Source organism: Mycobacterium marseillense (assembly GCF_010731675.1).
Lineage (GTDB): Bacteria > Actinomycetota > Actinomycetes > Mycobacteriales > Mycobacteriaceae > Mycobacterium > Mycobacterium marseillense.
This window is the reverse complement of record NZ_AP022584.1, coordinates 4,374,143-4,391,709: the sequence shown is the minus strand read 5'-3', so window position 1 is coordinate 4,391,709 and position 17,567 is coordinate 4,374,143. Positions and strand designations below refer to the sequence as shown.

Annotated in this window: 20 protein-coding genes and 1 pseudogene; 12 read left to right on the top strand and 9 right to left on the bottom strand. The window is 67.2% G+C overall.

Annotated elements, in window-relative coordinates; genetic code table 11:
• Positions 1 to 4: 4 nt before the first annotated feature.
• Genes G6N26_RS20415 through G6N26_RS20405 form a run of 3 tightly spaced genes read left to right on the top strand, consistent with a single transcriptional unit; the run spans position 5 to position 1,413 of the window.
• The gene (locus G6N26_RS20415) at positions 5 to 406 is read left to right on the top strand and encodes a hypothetical protein (protein ID WP_067171419.1); all 402 of its coding nucleotides are present in this window, start codon (positions 5 to 7) and stop codon (positions 404 to 406) included.
• On the top strand, positions 403 to 855 hold the full coding sequence (locus G6N26_RS20410; protein ID WP_083020539.1) for a nitroreductase family deazaflavin-dependent oxidoreductase: 453 nt from the start codon (positions 403 to 405) through the stop codon (positions 853 to 855). Before G6N26_RS20415 ends, G6N26_RS20410 begins: the two co-directional genes overlap by 4 nt.
• 39 nt (positions 856 to 894) lie before the next feature.
• Positions 895 to 1,413, top strand: a complete 519-nt coding sequence (locus tag G6N26_RS20405; protein WP_083020538.1) for a nitroreductase family deazaflavin-dependent oxidoreductase — start codon at positions 895 to 897, stop codon at positions 1,411 to 1,413.
• Here G6N26_RS20405 and G6N26_RS26590 read toward each other — a convergent pair.
• The 3 genes and pseudogenes from G6N26_RS26590 to G6N26_RS20390 form a co-directional block, all read right to left on the bottom strand.
• Positions 1,410 to 2,608: pseudogene (locus G6N26_RS26590) on the bottom strand (IS30 family transposase). The gene G6N26_RS20405 and the pseudogene G6N26_RS26590 sit on opposite strands and share 4 nt — an antisense overlap.
• A gap of 91 nt (positions 2,609 to 2,699) precedes the next feature.
• Entirely contained in the window at positions 2,700 to 3,605 is a 906-nt protein-coding gene (locus tag G6N26_RS20395; protein WP_067171426.1) for an SDR family oxidoreductase, read from the bottom strand.
• Between the two features lie 14 nt (positions 3,606 to 3,619).
• Positions 3,620 to 4,378, bottom strand: a complete 759-nt coding sequence (locus G6N26_RS20390; RefSeq protein WP_067171428.1) for an SDR family oxidoreductase — start codon at positions 4,376 to 4,378, stop codon at positions 3,620 to 3,622.
• A 98-nt stretch (positions 4,379 to 4,476) separates the two neighbouring features.
• On the opposite strand from G6N26_RS20390, the gene echA20 reads away from it, so the two are divergent.
• The 4 genes from echA20 to ipdC all read left to right on the top strand — a co-directional run bounded on the left by echA20 (position 4,477) and on the right by ipdC (position 7,988).
• On the top strand, positions 4,477 to 5,232 hold the full coding sequence (echA20, locus tag G6N26_RS20385) for a (7aS)-7a-methyl-1,5-dioxo-2,3,5,6,7,7a-hexahydro-1H-indene-carboxyl-CoA hydrolase (protein WP_067171430.1): 756 nt from the start codon (positions 4,477 to 4,479) through the stop codon (positions 5,230 to 5,232).
• Positions 5,232 to 6,113, top strand: a complete 882-nt coding sequence (ipdA, locus tag G6N26_RS20380; protein WP_083019843.1) for a cholesterol ring-cleaving hydrolase subunit IpdA — start codon at positions 5,232 to 5,234, stop codon at positions 6,111 to 6,113. The genes echA20 and ipdA overlap by 1 nt, the downstream gene beginning before the upstream one ends.
• Complete coding sequence (ipdB, locus tag G6N26_RS20375; protein ID WP_083019841.1) at positions 6,110 to 6,853, top strand: cholesterol ring-cleaving hydrolase subunit IpdB; 744 nt, start codon at positions 6,110 to 6,112, stop codon at positions 6,851 to 6,853. Before ipdA ends, ipdB begins: the two co-directional genes overlap by 4 nt.
• 64 nt (positions 6,854 to 6,917) lie before the next feature.
• Complete coding sequence (ipdC, locus tag G6N26_RS20370) at positions 6,918 to 7,988, top strand: (3aS,4S,5R,7aS)-5-hydroxy-7a-methyl-1-oxo-octahydro-1H-indene-4-carboxyl-CoA dehydrogenase (protein ID WP_083019840.1); 1,071 nt, start codon at positions 6,918 to 6,920, stop codon at positions 7,986 to 7,988.
• Here ipdC and G6N26_RS20365 read toward each other — a convergent pair whose 3' ends face one another.
• Together G6N26_RS20365 and G6N26_RS20360 are read right to left on the bottom strand one after the other, a co-directional pair.
• Entirely contained in the window at positions 7,989 to 8,369 is a 381-nt protein-coding gene (locus tag G6N26_RS20365; protein ID WP_120312709.1) for a VOC family protein, read from the bottom strand.
• The gene (locus G6N26_RS20360) at positions 8,366 to 9,067 is read right to left on the bottom strand and encodes a DUF899 domain-containing protein (protein WP_067171441.1); all 702 of its coding nucleotides are present in this window, start codon (positions 9,065 to 9,067) and stop codon (positions 8,366 to 8,368) included. Before G6N26_RS20360 ends, G6N26_RS20365 begins: the two co-directional genes overlap by 4 nt.
• 84 nt (positions 9,068 to 9,151) lie before the next feature.
• On the opposite strand from G6N26_RS20360, the gene G6N26_RS20355 reads away from it, so the two are divergent.
• Together G6N26_RS20355 and G6N26_RS20350 are read left to right on the top strand one after the other, a co-directional pair.
• A complete protein-coding gene (locus G6N26_RS20355; RefSeq protein ID WP_067171443.1) occupies positions 9,152 to 9,775 on the top strand; it encodes a TetR/AcrR family transcriptional regulator in 624 nt (207 codons plus the stop codon).
• Positions 9,744 to 10,064: a CDGP domain-containing protein gene (locus G6N26_RS20350; RefSeq protein WP_232067490.1), complete on the top strand. Its 321-nt coding sequence runs from the start codon at positions 9,744 to 9,746 to the stop codon at positions 10,062 to 10,064. Before G6N26_RS20355 ends, G6N26_RS20350 begins: the two co-directional genes overlap by 32 nt.
• Position 10,065: 1 nt before the next feature.
• Here the strand turns inward: G6N26_RS20350 and fadA6 are convergent, their stop codons facing one another.
• Genes fadA6 through ipdE1 form a run of 4 tightly spaced genes read right to left on the bottom strand, consistent with a single transcriptional unit; the run spans position 10,066 to position 13,811 of the window.
• Positions 10,066 to 11,226: a steroid 3-ketoacyl-CoA thiolase FadA6 gene (fadA6, locus tag G6N26_RS20345; RefSeq protein WP_083019838.1), complete on the bottom strand. Its 1,161-nt coding sequence runs from the start codon at positions 11,224 to 11,226 to the stop codon at positions 10,066 to 10,068.
• A gap of 1 nt (position 11,227) precedes the next feature.
• The gene (gene kstR2, locus G6N26_RS20340; RefSeq protein ID WP_095576452.1) at positions 11,228 to 11,830 is read right to left on the bottom strand and encodes a TetR family transcriptional regulator KstR2; all 603 of its coding nucleotides are present in this window, start codon (positions 11,828 to 11,830) and stop codon (positions 11,228 to 11,230) included.
• A gap of 47 nt (positions 11,831 to 11,877) precedes the next feature.
• Positions 11,878 to 12,666, bottom strand: a complete 789-nt coding sequence (gene ipdF / locus G6N26_RS20335; protein ID WP_067171451.1) for a (5R,7aS)-5-hydroxy-7a-methyl-1-oxo-2,3,5,6,7,7a-hexahydro-1H-indene-carboxyl-CoA reductase — start codon at positions 12,664 to 12,666, stop codon at positions 11,878 to 11,880.
• Positions 12,663 to 13,811, bottom strand: coding sequence for an acyl-CoA dehydrogenase IpdE1 (ipdE1, locus tag G6N26_RS20330; protein WP_083019836.1), 1,149 nt, complete (start codon positions 13,809 to 13,811; stop codon positions 12,663 to 12,665). The genes ipdF and ipdE1 overlap by 4 nt, the downstream gene beginning before the upstream one ends.
• A 116-nt stretch (positions 13,812 to 13,927) precedes the next feature.
• Between ipdE1 and fadD3 the strand changes: the two genes are divergently transcribed.
• From fadD3 to G6N26_RS20315, 3 genes are read left to right on the top strand one after another with little or no spacing between them, the layout of a single operon-like run.
• Positions 13,928 to 15,472, top strand: a complete 1,545-nt coding sequence (gene fadD3 / locus G6N26_RS20325; protein ID WP_067171455.1) for a 3-((3aS,4S,7aS)-7a-methyl-1,5-dioxo-octahydro-1H-inden-4-yl)propanoate--CoA ligase FadD3 — start codon at positions 13,928 to 13,930, stop codon at positions 15,470 to 15,472.
• Entirely contained in the window at positions 15,472 to 16,617 is a 1,146-nt protein-coding gene (locus tag G6N26_RS20320) for an acyl-CoA dehydrogenase family protein (protein WP_067171457.1), read from the top strand. Before fadD3 ends, G6N26_RS20320 begins: the two co-directional genes overlap by 1 nt.
• A complete protein-coding gene (locus tag G6N26_RS20315) occupies positions 16,614 to 17,567 on the top strand; it encodes an acyl-CoA dehydrogenase family protein (protein WP_067171459.1) in 954 nt (317 codons plus the stop codon). Before G6N26_RS20320 ends, G6N26_RS20315 begins: the two co-directional genes overlap by 4 nt.

Below are 17,567 nucleotides of genomic sequence, written 5' to 3'. Positions count from 1 at the left end.
CCCCTTGCTGGTCTCAGAAGAGAGCCGCATCGCCGCGGCGCAGTCCTACATCGACGCGCTGGTCAGCCATGACGGTGACACCGTCCCGTTCGCGGCCGGCTGCACCCGCATCGAGCAGGGAATCAAGAACGGGTTCTCCGGAAACCACTTGCGGCGCAGCCTGAATCGCGGGCCGCAGTATCGGTTGCTCGCGCGCACGACGCCGCCGGAGTACCGCCTCGACGGCGACGAGGTGCACGCCGCGTACCGGGTGCTGACCAAGGCGGCGTTCGGCGGGCGCCGGCTCGCGGCGCACGTCACCGAGACGTTCGTCATTCCGGCCGAAAGCGCAAGCGGGAAGGCCGAAATCCAACACATCAAGGTTCGCTTCCACCCATTCATTCAGCGTCGTAAAGGATCGTCATGACGAAACCGAAGCCACGTGCACTGAACTCACCCTGGGTCGGCTTCATCATCAAGTGGATGGCCAAAGGAAACACGTGGATCTATCAACGCAGCAACGGAAGATTCGGCAACACCTTCCAAAAGGCTCCGGTCGCGCTGCTCACCACCACGGGCCGCAAGAGCGGTGAACCCCGGGTGAGCCCGCTGCTCTACCTGCGCGAGGGGAAGCGGGTGATACTGGTCGCCTCGAAGGGTGGCAGCGACAAACACCCCCAGTGGTATCTCAACCTCAAGGCCAATCCATCAGTCCGCGTGCAGATCAAGGATGAGGTGCTGTCGCTGCAGGCCCGCGATGCCACCGAGGCCGAACGCGCCGAGTACTGGCCCAAGCTGGATGCCATGTACCCGTCGTTCGACGACTATCGGTCGTGGACCGATCGGGTGATTCCAGTGGTGATCTGCGACCCCTAAAGTTTCAATTCGCCCAGATCGGGAACCATCCTGGGCAACATGTCCGACCGTCGCTGGATCCGCAATTCTCGCCCGATTGCGCTGCTGCTCAAGTACTTCGCGCGCAGCCACATTTGGGTGTACCGCCGGACCAACGGCAGGGTCGGGGCGAAGCTGCTGCGGTTCCCTGCGGCGCTGTTGACGACGACCGGCCGCAAGTCGAAGCGGCCGCGGACCACCGCGACGCTCTACCTGCGCGACGGGGAACGGGTGATTTTGCCTGCGTCCTTCGGCGGGCGCGACCAAGATCCGGTGTGGTACTTGAACCTCCGAGAGAATCCCGAGGTGCGGGTGCAGATCCGGGCCCAGCAGCTGGATTTGGTCGCACGCGACGCGACAGATGCCGAGCGCGAACGCTATTGGCCGCCCCTGATGCGGATGTACCCGCCGTATCGCAAGTACCGCGAAGCCGCCGACCGGATCATCCCGCTCGTCGTGTGCGAACCCCCTCGGCGAACGTGCACTGACGGCGAAAATTCGGCGGCATTGTCAAGCGGTGAATGCAACATTTTGGGTTAGGCGGCTTGGTCGAGGAGGGCGGTTAGGCGTTGGGCCGGGGTATCGAGGTTCAGCGTGGGTCGGGGGCGTTGGTTGAGGGTGTCTTGGATTCGTCTGAGGTCAGCTTTGGTGTAACCGCTTAAGTCGCTGCCTTTTTCGAACCAGAATCGCAACAGGCGGTTGGTGTTTTCGTTGCTGCCTCGTTGCCACGGTGAGTGGGGATCGCAGAAGTAGACCGGAGCGGCCAGCTGTAGCTGGATGTCGCGCCAGCTAGCCATTTCGCTGCCACGATCCCAGGTGATCGAGCGGCGCAGGTGCTCGGGCAGTTCGCTCATTGCCTCGATCATCGCGGCGGCTACCGTGGCCGCGGTGCGGTCACCGGGCAGGTGCAGCAGGATCGTGAAGCGGGTGCTGCGCTCCACCAGGGTGCCGATTGCGCTGTTGTGGGGTCCCACGATCAAGTCGCCCTCCCAGTGGCCCGGCACGGCGCGGTCATCAGCCTCAGGTGGGCGATCAGCGATGGTGAATTCCTCACCGGCGCTAAACACCCCACGACGATTGTCTGAGCCTCGATGCTTTCGTGCGGCCCGCTTCGTGGACAGGCATTTGTGCAGATCAGCGCGCAAACTGCCGCGAGTCTGCACATACAGGCACTGATAAATGGTTTCGTGGCTCACTTGTGCCAGCCTGTCACCGGGGTGATCGCGGGCCAACACCTCGGCGATCAGTTTCGGACTCCAGCCCTGATCCATCCAGCCTTCGATCATCGCGCACAACGGGTTATCGGCGAGCTTGAATTCCTTGGGCCGCCGCGCTGCGCGGCCCGCGCATGCGCCATCAGAGCGTGGTAGTCGCCGTCGGCATTGCAGTTACGCCGAATCTCGCGGTAGATCGTTGTGCGGTCGCGACCCAGCCGCTCGGCGATGTCGGCGGCGCTGAGTCCGCCGTCGCGGCCGCGCATGATCTCCACGCGTTCGCTGACACTGAGCCGATGACCCGCTCCACCGGGCAAGGACATGTTGCCCGGCTTGAGCAGGCCACGTTGACCCCGGCCTCCGATATGCAGTTTCATCGCTCCAGCGTCACGCCACCACACCCACGCCCTGGTCGTTGACACGCCCATACCTTGAGCCGCCACAACCAGCGGGGCTCCCCGACATACCCGGTCGAACAACTCCCGACGCACCGCCGGCGAATGCGGAAAACCACTCGGCATCGCAACTCCTAAATCCACGGATGTTGCATTGACCGTATGAATCCGCCGGCGAAATCATCGCCGTGAGTGCACGTTCGGCGCAGGCGTCGGGTCAGGCGCCGTAGACCGGGACCGGCGGGCGCGCCTTGGCGAGCAGGTCGGCGACCACGCGCCCCAGTTCCGCGGGATCCCACTGCGCCCCCTTGTCGATCTCCGGCCCGTGCGCCCAGCCCTCGGCGACGCGGATCTTGCCGCCCTCGACCTCGAACACCTTGCCGGTCACGTCGCGCGATTCGGCGCTGCCCAGCCAAACCACCAGGGGGGAAATGTTTTCCGGGGCCATCGCGTCGAAATCCTGGTCCTGGGTGGACATCATCTCGGCGAACACGGTCTCGGTCATGCGGGTGCGGGCCGAGGGCGCGATGGCGTTGACGGTGACGCCGTAGCGTCCCATCTCGGCAGCGCCGACGAGCGTCATCGCCGCGATGCCCGCCTTCGCGGCGCTGTAGTTGCCCTGCCCGACGCTGCCCTGCAGGCCGGCGCCCGAGCTGGTGTTGATGATCCGCGCGTCAACGGTTTTGCCCTCTTTGGACAGCCCGCGCCAATACGACCCGGCGTGCCGCATCGTCGCGAAGTGGCCCTTGAGGTGCACGGCGACGACGGCGTCGAACTCATCCTCGCTGGTGTTGGCCATCATCCTGTCGCGCACGATGCCGGCATTGTTCACCAAAACGTCCAGGCCGCCGAAGGTTTCGACCGCGGTCTGGATCAGGCCGGCGGCCTGGTCCCAGTCGGCGACGTTGGAACCGTTGGCGACGGCTTCGCCCCCGGCGGCGGTGATCTCGTCGACCACACCCTGGGCGGCGCTGCCGCCACCCGCCGGTGAACCGTCCAGGCCCACCCCGATGTCGTTGACTACCACCCGCGCACCCTCGGCGGCAAAGGCCAGCGCGTGTGCGCGCCCGATACCGCCGCCGGCTCCCGTGACGATGACGACGCGGCCGTCAACCACTCCCATAGTTGTTGTCTCCTCTACTTGATCGCGTTCGCGTTCGTGGTGGCCAGATAGTGCGGCGGCTCGCCGCCGCCGTGCACCTCTAACGAGGCGCCGCTGATGTAAGAGGCCGCGTCCGAGGCTAGAAACGCTGCGGCCCAGCCGATGTCGTCCGGCTTGGCCAGCCGGCCGAGTGGCACGTTCTTCGAGATCGCGGCGATCGAATCGGCGTCGCCGTAGAATAGTTCCGACTGTTCGGTCTCCACCATGCCGACCACACAGGCATTGACCCGGACCTTCGGCCCCCATTCGACGGCCAACGTCTGGGTCAGGCTCTCCAGGCCCGCCTTGGCCGCCCCGTACGCGCCGGTGCCCGGGGAGGGCCGACGGCCGGACAGGCTGCAGATGTTGATGATCGACCCGCCGCGCTGCTGGGTTTGCATCTTGTCGTTCGCGTGCTGCGAAACCGACAGCGCGCCAATCAGATTGAGTTCGATGATCTTGCGGTTGAACTTGGCGCTGGATTCCGCGGTGAGCACGTAGGGCGATCCCCCGGCGTTGTTGACGACGACGTCGAGGCTGCCGTGGCGGTCCGCGACGGTGTCGATCAAGTCCTTGACGGCCTCGTCATCGCGGACGTCGCAGGAGTGGAACTCATACGGCGATCCCTCGACCGAGCGTCGCGCGCAGGTAACGACGGTGGCGCCCTGGGCGGCGAAGACCGCGCTGATGCCCGCACCCACCCCGCGGACGCCGCCCGTGACGAGAACGACCCGCCCGGCCAGCCCCAAGTTCATGACTTCTTCAAATGGGGGGCATGCTCCGGCGCCAGTCACTGTGCTAGCGTACCAAGCAAGTGCTTGCTTAGGTAGTTACCCCACAAGGAAGTGGCACCTTGCCCATCACATCCCAAACCACCGAACCGGGCATCGTCGCGGTTACCGTCGACTTCCCGCCCGTCAACGCCATCCCGTCACGCGGCTGGTTCGACCTGGCCGACACCATCACCGCGGCCGGCCAGGACCCGCAAACCCACGTGGTCATCCTGCGTGCCGAGGGCCGCGGCTTCAACGCCGGGGTCGATATCAAGGAGATGCAGCGCACCGAGGGATTCACCGCGCTGATCGACGCCAACCGCGGCTGCTTCGCCGCCTTCCGTGCGGTCTATGAGTGCGCGGTACCCGTCGTCGCGGCCGTGAACGGATTCTGCGTCGGCGGCGGCATCGGCCTGGTCGGCAACTCCGACGTCATCGTCGCCTCCGAGGACGCCACGTTCGGGCTGCCGGAGGTGGAGCGCGGCGCGCTCGGCGCGGCCACCCATCTCTCCCGGCTGGTGCCCCAGCACCTGATGCGGCGGCTGTTCTTCACCGCCGCCACCGTCGACGCCGCCACGCTGCACCACTTCGGTTCGGTGCACGAGGTGGTGCCGCGGGACGAGCTCGATGAGGCCGCATTGCGGGTCGCGCGCGACATCGCCGCCAAGGACACCCGGGTCATCCGGGCGGCCAAGGAAGCGCTGAACCTCATCGACGTGCAACGGGTGAACTCGAGTTACCGCATGGAGCAAGGCTTTACCTTCGAGCTCAATCTCGCCGGGGTGTCCGATGAGCACCGCGACGCGTTTGCCGGTACGACGAAGGGCGAGAAGTAATGGCCGACAAGCGCACCACCCTCGACGAGGCTGTCGCGCACGTACGCAGCGGCATGACCATCGGGATCGGCGGATGGGGATCGCGGCGCAAGCCAATGGCATTCGTGCGCGCCCTGCTGCGCACCGATGTCACCGACCTGACCGTGGTCACCTACGGCGGGCCCGACCTGGGCCTGCTGTGCTCGGCGGGCAAGGTGAAGCGCGTCTACTACGGGTTCGTCTCGCTGGACTCCCCGCCGTTCTACGACCCGTGGTTCGCCAAGGCCCGCGCGGCCGGGACCATCGAGGCCCGTGAGATGGACGAGGGGATGCTGCGCTGCGGGTTGCAGGCCGCCGCGCAACGATTGCCGTTCCTGCCGATCCGGGCCGGGCTGGGCAGTTCGGTGCCCGACTTCTGGGAGGGCGAGTTGCAAACCGTCACTTCGCCGTACGCCACGGATGGCGGCCACGAAACGCTGATCGCCATGCCGGCGCTGCGTCTGGACGCCGCGTTCGTGCATCTCAACATCGGCGACAGCCAGGGCAACGCCGCCTACACCGGCATCGACCCCTACTTCGACGATCTGTTCCTGATGGCCGCCGATAAGCGCCACCTGTCGGTGGAGCGCGTCGTATCCACCGAGGAGCTGGTCAAGGCGGTGCCGCCGCAGGCGCTGCTCATCAACCGGATGATGGTCGACAGCGTCGTGGAGGCGCCGAACGGGGCGCATTTCACCACCGCCGCACCGGATTACGGTCGCGACGAGAAGTTCCAGCGGCACTATGCCGAGGCGGCCTCGACTGACGAGGGCTGGCAGAAGTTCACCCAGACCTACCTGTCGGGCACCGAAGACGACTACCAGGCGGCGGTTCGCGCGTTCGCAGAGGAGGCCGGAAAGTGAGCAGCACCCGCGCCGAAGTGTGCGCAGTCGCCTGCGCCGAATTGTTCAGGGAAGCGGGCGAGATCATGGTCAGCCCGATGACCAACATGGCCTCCGTCGGTGCGCGGCTGGCCCGCTTGACCTTCTCCCCCGACATCCTGCTGACCGACGGCGAGGCCCAACTGCTGGCCGACACCCCGGCGCTCGGCGCGACCGGGGCGGTCGAGGGCTGGATGCCGTTCGGCCGGGTGTTCGAGACGCTGGCCTGGGGGCGCCGCCACGTGGTGATGGGTGCCAATCAGGTTGACCGGTTTGGCAATCAGAACATCTCGGCGTTCGGCCCGTTGCAGCAACCCAAGCGTCAGATGTTCGGCGTCCGCGGTGCCCCCGGTAACGCCATCAACCACGCCACCAGCTACTGGGTGGGCAACCACTCCAAGCGGGTGTTCAGCGAAAAGGTGGACGTGGTCTGCGGGATCGGTTGGGACAACGTCGATGCCGACAATCCGGCGTTTCGCTTCGCCAACACCTACCGGATCGTCTCGAACCTCGGCGTGTTCGACTTCGGCGGCCCCGACCGGACCATGCGGGCGCTGAGCCTGCATCCCGGCGTCACGCCGGACGAGGTCCGCGAAGCCACCTCGTTCGACATCCATGGCCTCGAGGACGCCGACGAGACCCGGTTGCCCACCGAGGAAGAACTGCGCCTCATCCGCGAAACGATCGACCCGAAGTCGTTGCGCGACCGAGAGATACGTTGATGATTACTCCGCCTTCCCCTCCCTTTTTCCCATCGCACTGCTCCGTTTATCGTCGGCGGTGGGTATGACCAAGCTGCGCACGCCGCTGACCGAGCTGGTCGGCGTCGAGCACCCGGTGGTGCAGACCGGGATGGGCTGGGTGGCCGGTGCCCGCCTGGTGTCGGCCACCGCGAACGCGGGCGGGCTCGGCATTTTGGCCTCGGCCACTATGACGCTGGACGAGTTGGCGACGTCCATCGCCAAGGTCAAGGCGACGACGGACAAGCCGTTCGGCGTGAACATCCGCGCCGACGCGGCCGACGCCGGCGACCGGGTCGATCTGATGATCCGGGAAGGTGTCAAGGTGGCGTCGTTTGCGTTGGCGCCCAAGCAGGAGCTCATCGTCCGGCTCAAAGAGGCCGGCGCGGTGGTGATTCCGTCGATCGGTGCGGCCAAGCACGCCCGCAAGGTCGCCGGGTGGGGCGCGGACGCGATGATCGTGCAGGGCGGTGAGGGCGGCGGGCACACGGGGCCGGTCGCCACGACGCTGCTTTTGCCCTCGGTGCTGGACGCCGTGCGGGGCACCAACATCCCCGTCATCGCGGCGGGCGGATTCTTCGACGGGCGCGGGCTGGCCGCGGCATTGAGCTACGGCGCGGCCGGGGTCGCCATGGGCACGCGTTTCCTGCTGACCTCGGATTCGACCGTGCCCGACGCGGTCAAGCGGCGCTACCTGGAATCGGCGCTGGACGGCACCGTCGTCACCACCCGCGTTGACGGCATGCCGCACCGGGTGCTGCGCACCGGCCTGGTCGAGAAGCTGGAAAACGGCTCGCCGGTGCGGGGTCTCACCGCGGCGGTGCGCAATGCGGCCAAGTTCAAGCACATGTCACGAATGACGTGGCGGTCGATGATCAGCGACGGCCTAGCGATGCGGCACGGCAAGGAGCTGACCTGGTCGCAGGTGGTGATGGCGGCCAACACCCCGATGCTGTTGAAAGCCGGGCTCGTTGAGGGCAATACCGATGCCGGGGTGCTGGCATCCGGGCAGGTCGCCGGCATTCTCGACGACCTGCCGTCGTGCGCGGAGCTGATCGACTCGATCGTCTCCGACGCCGTCAAGCACCTGCAGGCCGCCACCGCCTACGTGGAGTAGCTAGCCTTCCACCACCATCAGCGTGTGGCCCGTCGGGTCGCGGAACCAGAACAGCGGTGGAACCGGCTCGCCCGGTCGCGCCACCTCCGCGTCGACGTCGACGCCGAGCTCCTTCATCGCCGCGTGGGTGGCGTCGATGTCATTGGTGGTCAACGTGATACCGGTGTTGGCCGGTTCGACGGGTCCGCTGTCCGGCGGGGGTGGGGCCAGCGCAATGCCGGTCGTGCCCTCGGGTGGGTACACCTCGATCCAGCGGTAGTTTCCGTGGAACGGTGTGTCGGTTCGCTTCTCGAATCCGAGCGACTCGTAGAACGCAACCGCCCTGTCCTGCTCAATCGTCGGCACGCACACCAAGCTCATCGTCGTCAGGCCAGTCATCATCGTGCTCCTTCTGGTTGAGGTTCTCCGTAGGCCCGGGCGATGTCTTGCGAGCCACCCCAGCGGCTATACGTCGGCGACTGCGGCCAGCCGTCCGGCGAGTCCTGCCACTCCTCCTGCCGGCCATACGGCAACAGGTCGATCAGCGGGAACGTGTGGCTCAGCTGTTCGGTGCCGCGGCCGTTGGTGTGCCAGGTCCGGTAGACGTTATCGCCGTCGCGCAGAAAGACATTGACCCCGAAGCCGCCCTCCGGCGGGGCGCCGACATCGGCGCCGAACGAGCTGTTGGCCGTCGAGTACCAGGTCATCCGATTGCCGACCCGCCGCTTGTAGGCCAACGCCTCGTCGATCGGGCCCTGCGTGACGATGACGAACCGGGCGTCGTAGTTGTCCAGGAAATCCAGCCGGGTGTACTGCGACGTCAGACCGGTGCAACCCGGGCACTGCCACTCCTCGCCCGGAAACCACATGTGGTTGTAGACGATCAGTTGTGGTTTGCCCTCGAAGATGTCGACCAGCCGCACCGGCCCGTTCTCACCCTCCAATGTGTAGTCCGACATCGCGACCATCGGGAGGCGGCGTCGCTGCGCGGCAATCGAATCCAGCTCACGGGTGGCCGCCTTTTCGCGAACGCGTAGCGCGTCCAGCTCGCGCTGCCAGACCTCCTGGTCCACGACGGGTGGCAGTCCTGCGGTACTCACAACAAATCCCCTCCAGCTATATGTTCACGCCGTACACATGTTAATGTTCACACCGTACACTTCAATCCCGAGAGGGGTCAAGCGTTGACCACCTTGAAGACCGGCTACCACCACGGGGATCTGCGCACGGCACTGATCGATGCCGGCCTGCATCTCACCCAGAGCGGAGGGCCGGATGCGTTGACGATCCGGGAAGCGACTCGGCGCGTTGGGGTTTCGCCTAACGCCGCCTACCGACACTTCGTCGATCGTGAAGCGCTGCTGAGCGCCGTCGCCACGGAGATTCAGCACCGGATGGCGGCGCGAATGGCTCGCAGACATGCGACGGATGGCACCGAACGGCTACGCGCTGTCGGCTTGGGCTATATCAAGTTCGCCCTCGACGAACCCGGGTGGTTCACGGTGGCGTTCTTCAGCGCCGATCCCGTCGCGCTGAGCGAGGAGACGGCCACCGCGCCACCGTATCTGGCCTTGGTCGACGTGCTCGATGAGATGGTGCGCGACGGCACCCTGTCGCCCGATCGCCGTGCGGGCGCCGAGTGGCCGTGCTGGTCGGCGGTGCACGGGTTCGCCGAACTCGCGCTGCGCGGGCCGCTGCGGCACGCCAGCCGCCGCGAGGTCGAAGCGCTGGCGGCCCGCACCGTCGACGACATCATCGCGGGACTGATCTGCCGGAATGCGGCAATGCACCGGTCACGCAAGCAGTAGCGGCTGGGCAGGAGGCAACCATGAAGCGCGCTGCGTCGTCGGAGCACTAGCGGCCCTGCTGCTGGGCTTCGGACTGATCCATTCCGCGCCACCGGCCCGCGCCGGGTGCATATCTAGCCCCGGCGTGATCAACAAGTGCGACGGGCCCGTCCAACCCGACGGCACCTGGCAGCGTTGCGTGATGACGACTCACCTGTCTTACCAGGGCGCCAGCTCGTTCCTGATTCCCGAGAAGAGCCGCGGCACGATCGGACCCGGTATGGCCGACCCACCCGGGCATATCGACTGAGTTACAGGCGCTCGATGATGGTGACGTTGGCCGTGCCCCCGCCCTCGCACATCGTCTGCAGGCCGTAGCGGCCGCCGGTGCGCTCGAGCTCGTTGAGCATGGTGGTGAACAGCTTGGCACCGGTGGCGCCCAGCGGGTGTCCGAGCGCGATCGCCCCGCCGTTGGGGTTGACCTTCTCCGGGTCGGCCTTGACCTCCTTGAGCCACGCCAAAACCACCGGTGCGAAGGCCTCATTGATTTCGACGGTGTCGATGTCGTCGATCGACAGTCCGGTCTTGTCCAGCGCGTAGCGGGTCGCGGGAATCGGGCCGGTCAGCATGAACACCGGGTCGGCGGCGCGAGCGCTGATGTGGTGGATGCGGGCCCGCGGCTTGAGCCCGTGCTCCTTGACGGCCTGCTCGGACGCCAGCAGCACGGCGCTGGCGCCGTCGGAGATCTGGCTGGCCATGGCCGCCGTCAGCCGGCCGCCCTCGACCAGCGGCTTGAGGCCGGCCATTTTCTCCAGCGACGACTCGCGCGGCCCCTCGTCGAACCGGAACGGCCCGGATTCGGTTTCGACGGTGATGATTTCGTTGTCGAAGTGGCCGCCACGGATCGCCGCGAAGGCGCGCTCGTGACTGGTCAGCGCGTACCGCTCCATCTCTTCGCGCGACAGGTTCCACTTCTCGGCGATCAGCTCCGAACCACGGAATTGCGAGATCTCCTGGTCGCCATAGCGATGCAGCCACTGCTTGGACTCGTTCGTCGGCGAGGTGAAGCCGAACTGTTCGCCCACGGTCATGGCCGACGAGATCGGGATCTGGCTCATGTTCTGCACGCCCCCGGCGACGATGAGGTCGGCGGTGCCGGACATAACCGCCTGCGCGCCAAAGGAAATGGCCTGCTGGCTGGATCCGCACTGGCGGTCGACGGTGACGCCGGGCACCTCTTCGGGATAGCCGGCGGCCAGCCACGAGAGCCGCGCGATGTTGCCCGCCTGGGCGCCGATGGCATCGACACAGCCGGCGATCACGTCGTCGACGGCGGCGGGATCGACGTCCACCCGGTCGAGCAGCCCGCGCCAGCCCAGGGCACCCAGATCGACCGGATGAACCCCGGCCAGCGATCCGCCGCGCTTGCCGACCGCGGTACGCACAGCGTCGATGACGTACGCCTCTGGCATTTCAGACTCCTTCTTTGGTGATCCCGCCGAGCACGATGGCGAGATATTGCTGGCCCACCTGTTCCGCGGTGAGCGGTCCGCCGGGTTGATACCAGCGCACCGACACCCAGGTGGTGTCACGGATGAAGCGGTAGATCAGGTCGACGTCGAGGTCGGGGCGAAAGTAGCCCTGTTCGACGCCCTGATTGAGCAACTCGAGCCACATCTTGCGCTGCTGCCGGTTCATGTCCTCGATGTAGGAGAACCGGGGTTGGGACAACAACCGCTGGGCTTCGTCCTGGTAGATGACGACCTGCGCGTGCCGGTGCTCGATCGCCTCGAAGGACGCCATGAACAGGCCCTTGAGTCGCTCCAGCGGGTTGGCCTCGCTGTCGACGATCTCGCGGTAGCGCGCGAACAGCCAGTCCAGGAAACTGCGCAACAGCTCGTCGACCATCTCCTCTTTGGACGAGAAGTGGTGATACAGACTGCCGGAGAGGATGCCGGCGCTGTCGGCGATGTCGCGCACGGTGGTGGCGCGCAGCCCACGCTCGGCGAACATGGTCGCCGCAAGCTCCAGCAACTCGTCTCGCCGGCTGTTTGCCTGACCGGTCACTCGGTCCACCCGACCAGAGTATCAACCAAGCGCTTGCTTGGCTAGCGGGCCGACCCTCACGGGTGCTGACTGGATACCGAGATGACCTCGCCGGTCAGGTAGCTCGAGTACTCGCTGGCGAGGAAGGCGATGGTGGCCGCGACCTCCCACGGCTCGGCGGCCCGGCCGAAGGCTTCGCCGGCCGAGAGCCGATCGAGTAACTCCGACGAGGACGTCTTCTCGAGGAACTTGTGCCGCGCGATGCTCGGCGAGACCGCGTTGATCCGTACCCCGTACTCGGCGGCTTCGATTGCGCTGCACCGGGTTAGGGCCATCACGCCCGCCTTGGCGGCGGCGTAGTGCGACTGCGAGTGCTGGGCTCGCCAGCCCAGGACGCTGGCGTTGTTGACGATGACGCCGCCGTGTGGTGCCTCGCGGAAGTAGCGCAGCGCCGCGCGCGTGGCACGCAGCACCGACGTCAGCGTCACGTTGAGGACGCGGTCCCATTCCTCGTCGGTCATGTCGACGACCGGTGTCTGTCCGCCGAGCCCGGCGTTGTTGACCAGCACGTCGAGCCGACCCATCCGGGCGGTGGTCGAAGCGATCAGGGCGTCGACCTGAGCGGTCGAGGTCACGTCGCAGACCACGTGCTCGACGCGGCCCTGGCCCAGCGCGGACAGCTCCTCGGCCGTCTCCCCCAAGCGCCGTTCGTGGTGGTCGGAGATCAGCACGTCGGCCCCCTCGGCCAGCGCCCGCCGCGCGGTCGCCGCGCCGATCCCGGTGCCGGCGGCGGCGGTCACGACCACCACCTTGCCCTGCAGAAGTCCGTGTCCGGCAATCTCTTTGGGAGCTTCGGACAGACTCATCCCTTAGCCTCTCGGGGTAGGCCGAGCACCCGCTCGGCGATGATGTTGCGCTGGATCTCGTTGGACCCGCCGTAGATGGTGTCGGCGCGGGTGAACAGGAACAGCCGCTGCCATTCGTCGAACTCACCGTCGGCCAGAGCCAGGCCCGGCCTGCCGACGACGTCCATCGCCAGCTCGCCCAGATCGCGATGCCAGTTGGCCCACAACAGCTTCGACACGTTGTCCTGGCCCGGCTGCTCGACGTCCATGGTGGCCAGCGCGTACGAACGCATGGCCCGCAGCCCGGTCCACGCCCGGGTCAGCCGCTCGCGGATGAACGGGTCGTCGGCCGCGCCGGTCCGCTGCGCGAGCTCGGCGAGGTTGGAAAGCTCACGGGCGTAACGGATTTGTTGCCCAAGCGTCGAGACGCCGCGCTCGAAGGTCAGCGTGCCCATCGCGACCCGCCAGCCGTCACCGGGCTGGCCGACCACCAGGTTCGCGTCGGTGCGCGCGTCGTCGAAGAACACCTCGTTGAATTCCGAGTCACCGGTCAGCTGGATGATCGGCCGCACTTCCACGCCCGGCTGGTCCAGCGGCACCAGCAAATACGACAGCCCCGCGTGCCGCTTGGAGCCCTTTTCGGTGCGAGCAACCACGAAGCACCACTGCGCCCAGTGCGCCAACGACGTCCACACCTTCTGGCCGTTGATCACCCAGTGGTCGCCGTCGAGTTCGGCGGTGGTCGCGACGTTGGCCAAGTCGCTGCCGGCCCCGGGCTCCGAATAGCCCTGGCACCACAGCTCGGTGACGTCGAGGATCTTGGGCAGGAAACGCTGCTGCTGCTCGGGCGTCCCGAACGCGATCAGCGTCGGCCCCAGCAGCTCCTCGCCGAAGTGATTGACCTTGTCCGGGGCATCGGCGCGCGCGTACTCCTCGTAGAACGCCACCCGGTGCGCGGTGGACAGGCCGCGGCCGCCGTGTTCGACCGGCCAGCCCAGGCAGGTCAGTCCGGCCTTGGCGAGATGCTGGTTCCAAGCCCGGCGTTCCTCGAAGGCCTCGTGCTCGCGGCCCGGGCCGCCGAGACCCCTGAGAGCTGCGAATTCACCGACCAGATTGTCGGCGAGCCAAGAGCGGACCTCGGCCCGGAACTCCTCGACGTCCTGCATGCCTTGTAGGCTAACCTACCAAGCACTTGCTTTGTAGCTCGGTCACGAGGCATGCCATGTGACGGCATGACGAGGAGCCGAGCGATCTCACTCAGAGCATTCGAGGAGCGTCGCCGATGACCACGGATCCCCGCACCGTGCCCGCGGCGCTGGATCGTTTCGCGCGCCAGCACCCCGATCACGACGCGTTGGTCACCGGGGAACGGTCCTTCACGGCCGCGGCGTTGCGCGCCGAGGTGCACCGGGCGGCGGCGGCGCTGATCGCGCTGGGCGTGCAGGCCGGCGACCGGGTGGCGATCTGGTCGCCCAACACTTGGCATTGGGTGGTGGCCTGCCTGGCGATCCACCACGCCGGCGCCGCGATGGTTCCGCTGAACACCCGCTACACCGCCGCGGAGGCCGGCGACATCCTGGCCCGCGTCGAGGCGCCGGTGCTGTTCGGCATGGGCGAGTTCCTGGGCCACGACCGCGTCGCCGAACTGGATCGGGCGGCGCTGCCCGCGTTGCGGCACGTCGTGCGGATACCGATCGACGCCCGCGAAACGGGGCCTGGGACGTGGGACGAATTCATCGCCGGCGGCACCGATCTCGATGCGGTGGCCGCCCGAGCCGGGGCGGTCACGCCCGACGACGTCAGCGACATCCTGTTCACGTCGGGCACCACCGGTCGCAGCAAAGGAGTGCTGTGCGCGCACCGGCAGTCGCTGTCGGCCTCGGCGTCGTGGGCGGCCAACGGCAAGATCACCGACGACGACCGCTACCTGTGCATCAACCCGTTCTTTCACAACTTCGGCTACAAGGCCGGCATCCTGGCCTGCCTGCAGACGGGCGCGACACTGATCCCCCACCTCACCTTCGACCCGCTGCGCGCGCTGCAGGCGATCGAGCAGCACCGCATCACCGTATTGCCCGGCCCGCCAACGATTTACCAGACGCTGCTGGATCATCCGGCTCGTGACGACTACGACCTGGGCTCGCTGCGCTTCGCGGTGACGGGGGCGGCCACCGTGCCGGTCGTGTTGGTCGAGCGCATGCAATCCGAACTCGACATCGACATCGTGCTGACCGCCTACGGGCTCACCGAGGCCAACGGCATGGGAACCATGTGCCGCGCCGACGACGACGCGGTCACCGTCGCCACCACCTGCGGGCGCCCGTTCGCCGACTTCGAATTGCGCATCGACTCGGGGGAATCCGGCGAATCGGGAGAGGTGTTGTTGCGCGGGCCCAATGTGATGCTGGGTTACCTCGACGACCCGGCGGCCACCGCGGCCGCCATCGACGGCGACGGCTGGCTGCACACCGGTGACATCGGAGTGCTGGACGCGGCCGGCAACCTGCGCATCACCGACCGGCTCAAAGACATGTACATCTGCGGGGGATTCAACGTATACCCCGCCGAGATCGAGCAGGTGCTGGCCCGGCTCGACGGCGTGGCCGACGCCGCGGTGATCGGGGTTCCCGACGAGCGGCTCGGCGAAGTCGGCCGGGCGTTCCTGGTCACCCGGCCCGGCGTACACCTCGACGAACAATCTGTGATCGCTTACACCCGTGAGCATTTGGCGAACTTCAAGGCACCGAGGTCGGTGCGGTTCGTCGACGCGTTGCCGCGCAATGCAGGCGGCAAGGTGGTCAAACCACAACTGCGAGAGCTGGACTGATGGATCTGGATCTAGACGACGACACCTTGGCCTTCCAAGCCGAAGTCCGGGAATTCTTGTCGGCCAATGCCGAGTCGATCCCGACGAAGTCATACGACAACGCCGAAGGCTTCGACGAGCACCGGCATTGGGATCGGGTGCTCTTCGACGCGGGGCTTTCGGTGATCACCTGGCCGAAGAAATACGGCGGCCGCGACGCGCCGCTGCTGCACTGGGTGGTGTTCGAAGAGGAGTACTTCCGTGCCGGGGCCCCCGGCCGGGCCAGCGCCAACGGCACCTCGATGCTGGCCCCGACGCTGTTCGCGCACGGGACCCAAGAGCAACAGGACCGGATCCTGCCGAAAATGGCCAGCGGCGAAGAGATCTGGGCACAGGCGTGGTCCGAACCGGAGTCCGGCAGCGACCTGGCCTCACTGCGGTCCACCGCGACGGCGACCGACGGCGGCTGGCTGCTCAACGGGCAGAAGATCTGGAGCTCACGGGCGCCGTTCGCCGAGCGCGGATTCGGGCTGTTTCGGTCCGACCCCGGCGCCGAGCGCCACAATGGGCTGACCTACTTCATGTTCGACCTCAAGGCCAAGGGCGTCACGGTGCGGCCGATCGTCCAACTCGGCGGCGACACCGGGTTCGGCGAGATCTTCCTCGACGACGTCTTCGTCCCCGACGAGGACGTGATCGGCACCCCGCACGAGGGCTGGCGGGCGGCCATGAGCACGTCGAGCAACGAACGCGGCATGTCGCTGCGCAGCCCGGCCCGCTTCCTGGCCACGGCCGAACGGTTGGTGCAGCTGTGGAAGGAAGCCGGCGCACCGGCGGCGTTCGCCGACCGGGTCGCCGACGGCTGGATCAAGGCGCAGGCCTACCGGCTGCAGACCTTCGGCACCGTGACCAGGCTGGGCCTGGGTGGCGAGCTGGGCGCCGAATCGTCGGTGACCAAAGTGTTCTGGTCTGACCTCGACGTCGAACTGCACCAGACCGCGCTCGACCTCCTCGCCGCGGACGGGGAACTCGCCGGCGCGTGGACCGAAGGTCTGCTGTTCGCGCTGGGCGGCCCGATCTACGCCGGCACCAACGAAATTCAGCGCAACATCATCTCCGAGCGGTTGCTGGGCCTGCCGCGCGAGAAGTCCGGGGGCAAGAAGTGAAATTTGCGCTAGACGAACAGCAGCGTGACTTCGCGGCCAGCATCGACGCCGCGCTCGGCGCGGCGGATCTGCCCGGCGCCGTGCGCGCGTGGGCCGCGGGCGACACCGCCCCGGGCCGCAAGGTGTGGGAACAGCTGGCCAACCTGGGTGTCACCGCGCTGGCCGTGCCCGAGAAGTTCGACGGCATCGAGGCCGACCCGATCGATGTGGTCGTCGCCCTCGAGCGCCTCGGGCGCTGGTGCGTGCCCGGTCCGGTGGTCGAATCCATCGCCGTGGCACCGGTATTGCTCGCCTCCGATGAGCACGCCGAGCGGTGCGCCGGACTCGCGACCGGCGAGCTGATCGCCACGGTCGCGCTGCCGCCGCGGGTGCCGCGCGCCGTCGACGCCGACACGGCCGGCCTGGTGCTACTGGCCGGCTTGAACGAGACTGACGGGGTCGCCGAAGCCACCGCCGGCGACCAGTACGAGTCCGTCGACCCCAGCCGCCGCCTGTACGACGTGGCCCCCACCGGCGAGGCGTGGCAGGCGGACATCAAGCGCGCCTACGAGTTCGGCGCACTGGGCACCGCGGCCCAACTGGTCGGCGCCGCAGAGGCGCTGCGCGACGCTGCCGTCGACTACGCCAAGCAACGCACCCAGTTCGGCCGGGTGATCGGCTCGTATCAGGCGATCAAGCACAAGCTCGCCGATGTGCACATCGCCATCGAACTGGCCCGGCCGCTGGTGCACGGCGCGGCATTGACGCTGGACCCCCGCGACGTGAGCGCGGCCAAAGCGGCGGCCTCCGACGCGGGGCTGCTGGCCGCGCGGTCGGCGCTGCAGACCCACGGCGCGATCGGGTTCACCCAGGAACACGACCTGTCGCTGTTGCTGCTGCGGGTGCAGGCGCTGCGATCCGCCTGGGGCACACCGGAAGAACATCGGCGGCGAGTGCTGGAGGCGCTGTGA

What these genes read in the sequence shown, in the direction of transcription:
- G6N26_RS20410 (WP_083020539.1), top strand. Translation starts at nt 403, where the DNA reads ATGACGAAACCGAAGCCACGTGCACTGAACTCACCCTGGGTCGGCTTC.
- G6N26_RS20405 (WP_083020538.1), top strand. Translation starts at nt 895, where the DNA reads ATGTCCGACCGTCGCTGGATCCGCAATTCTCGCCCGATTGCGCTGCTG.
- G6N26_RS20395 (WP_067171426.1), bottom strand. Translation starts at nt 3,605, where the DNA reads ATGGGAGTGGTTGACGGCCGCGTCGTCATCGTCACGGGAGCCGGCGGC.
- G6N26_RS20390 (WP_067171428.1), bottom strand. Translation starts at nt 4,378, where the DNA reads ATGAACTTGGGGCTGGCCGGGCGGGTCGTTCTCGTCACGGGCGGCGTC.
- ipdA (WP_083019843.1), top strand. Translation starts at nt 5,232, where the DNA reads ATGGCCGACAAGCGCACCACCCTCGACGAGGCTGTCGCGCACGTACGC.
- ipdC (WP_083019840.1), top strand. Translation starts at nt 6,918, where the DNA reads ATGACCAAGCTGCGCACGCCGCTGACCGAGCTGGTCGGCGTCGAGCAC.
- G6N26_RS20365 (WP_120312709.1), bottom strand. Translation starts at nt 8,369, where the DNA reads ATGATGACTGGCCTGACGACGATGAGCTTGGTGTGCGTGCCGACGATT.
- G6N26_RS20350 (WP_232067490.1), top strand. Translation starts at nt 9,744, where the DNA reads ATGCGGCAATGCACCGGTCACGCAAGCAGTAGCGGCTGGGCAGGAGGC.
- fadA6 (WP_083019838.1), bottom strand. Translation starts at nt 11,226, where the DNA reads ATGCCAGAGGCGTACGTCATCGACGCTGTGCGTACCGCGGTCGGCAAG.
- ipdF (WP_067171451.1), bottom strand. Translation starts at nt 12,666, where the DNA reads ATGAGTCTGTCCGAAGCTCCCAAAGAGATTGCCGGACACGGACTTCTG.
- ipdE1 (WP_083019836.1), bottom strand. Translation starts at nt 13,811, where the DNA reads ATGCAGGACGTCGAGGAGTTCCGGGCCGAGGTCCGCTCTTGGCTCGCC.
- fadD3 (WP_067171455.1), top strand. Translation starts at nt 13,928, where the DNA reads ATGACCACGGATCCCCGCACCGTGCCCGCGGCGCTGGATCGTTTCGCG.
- G6N26_RS20320 (WP_067171457.1), top strand. Translation starts at nt 15,472, where the DNA reads ATGGATCTGGATCTAGACGACGACACCTTGGCCTTCCAAGCCGAAGTC.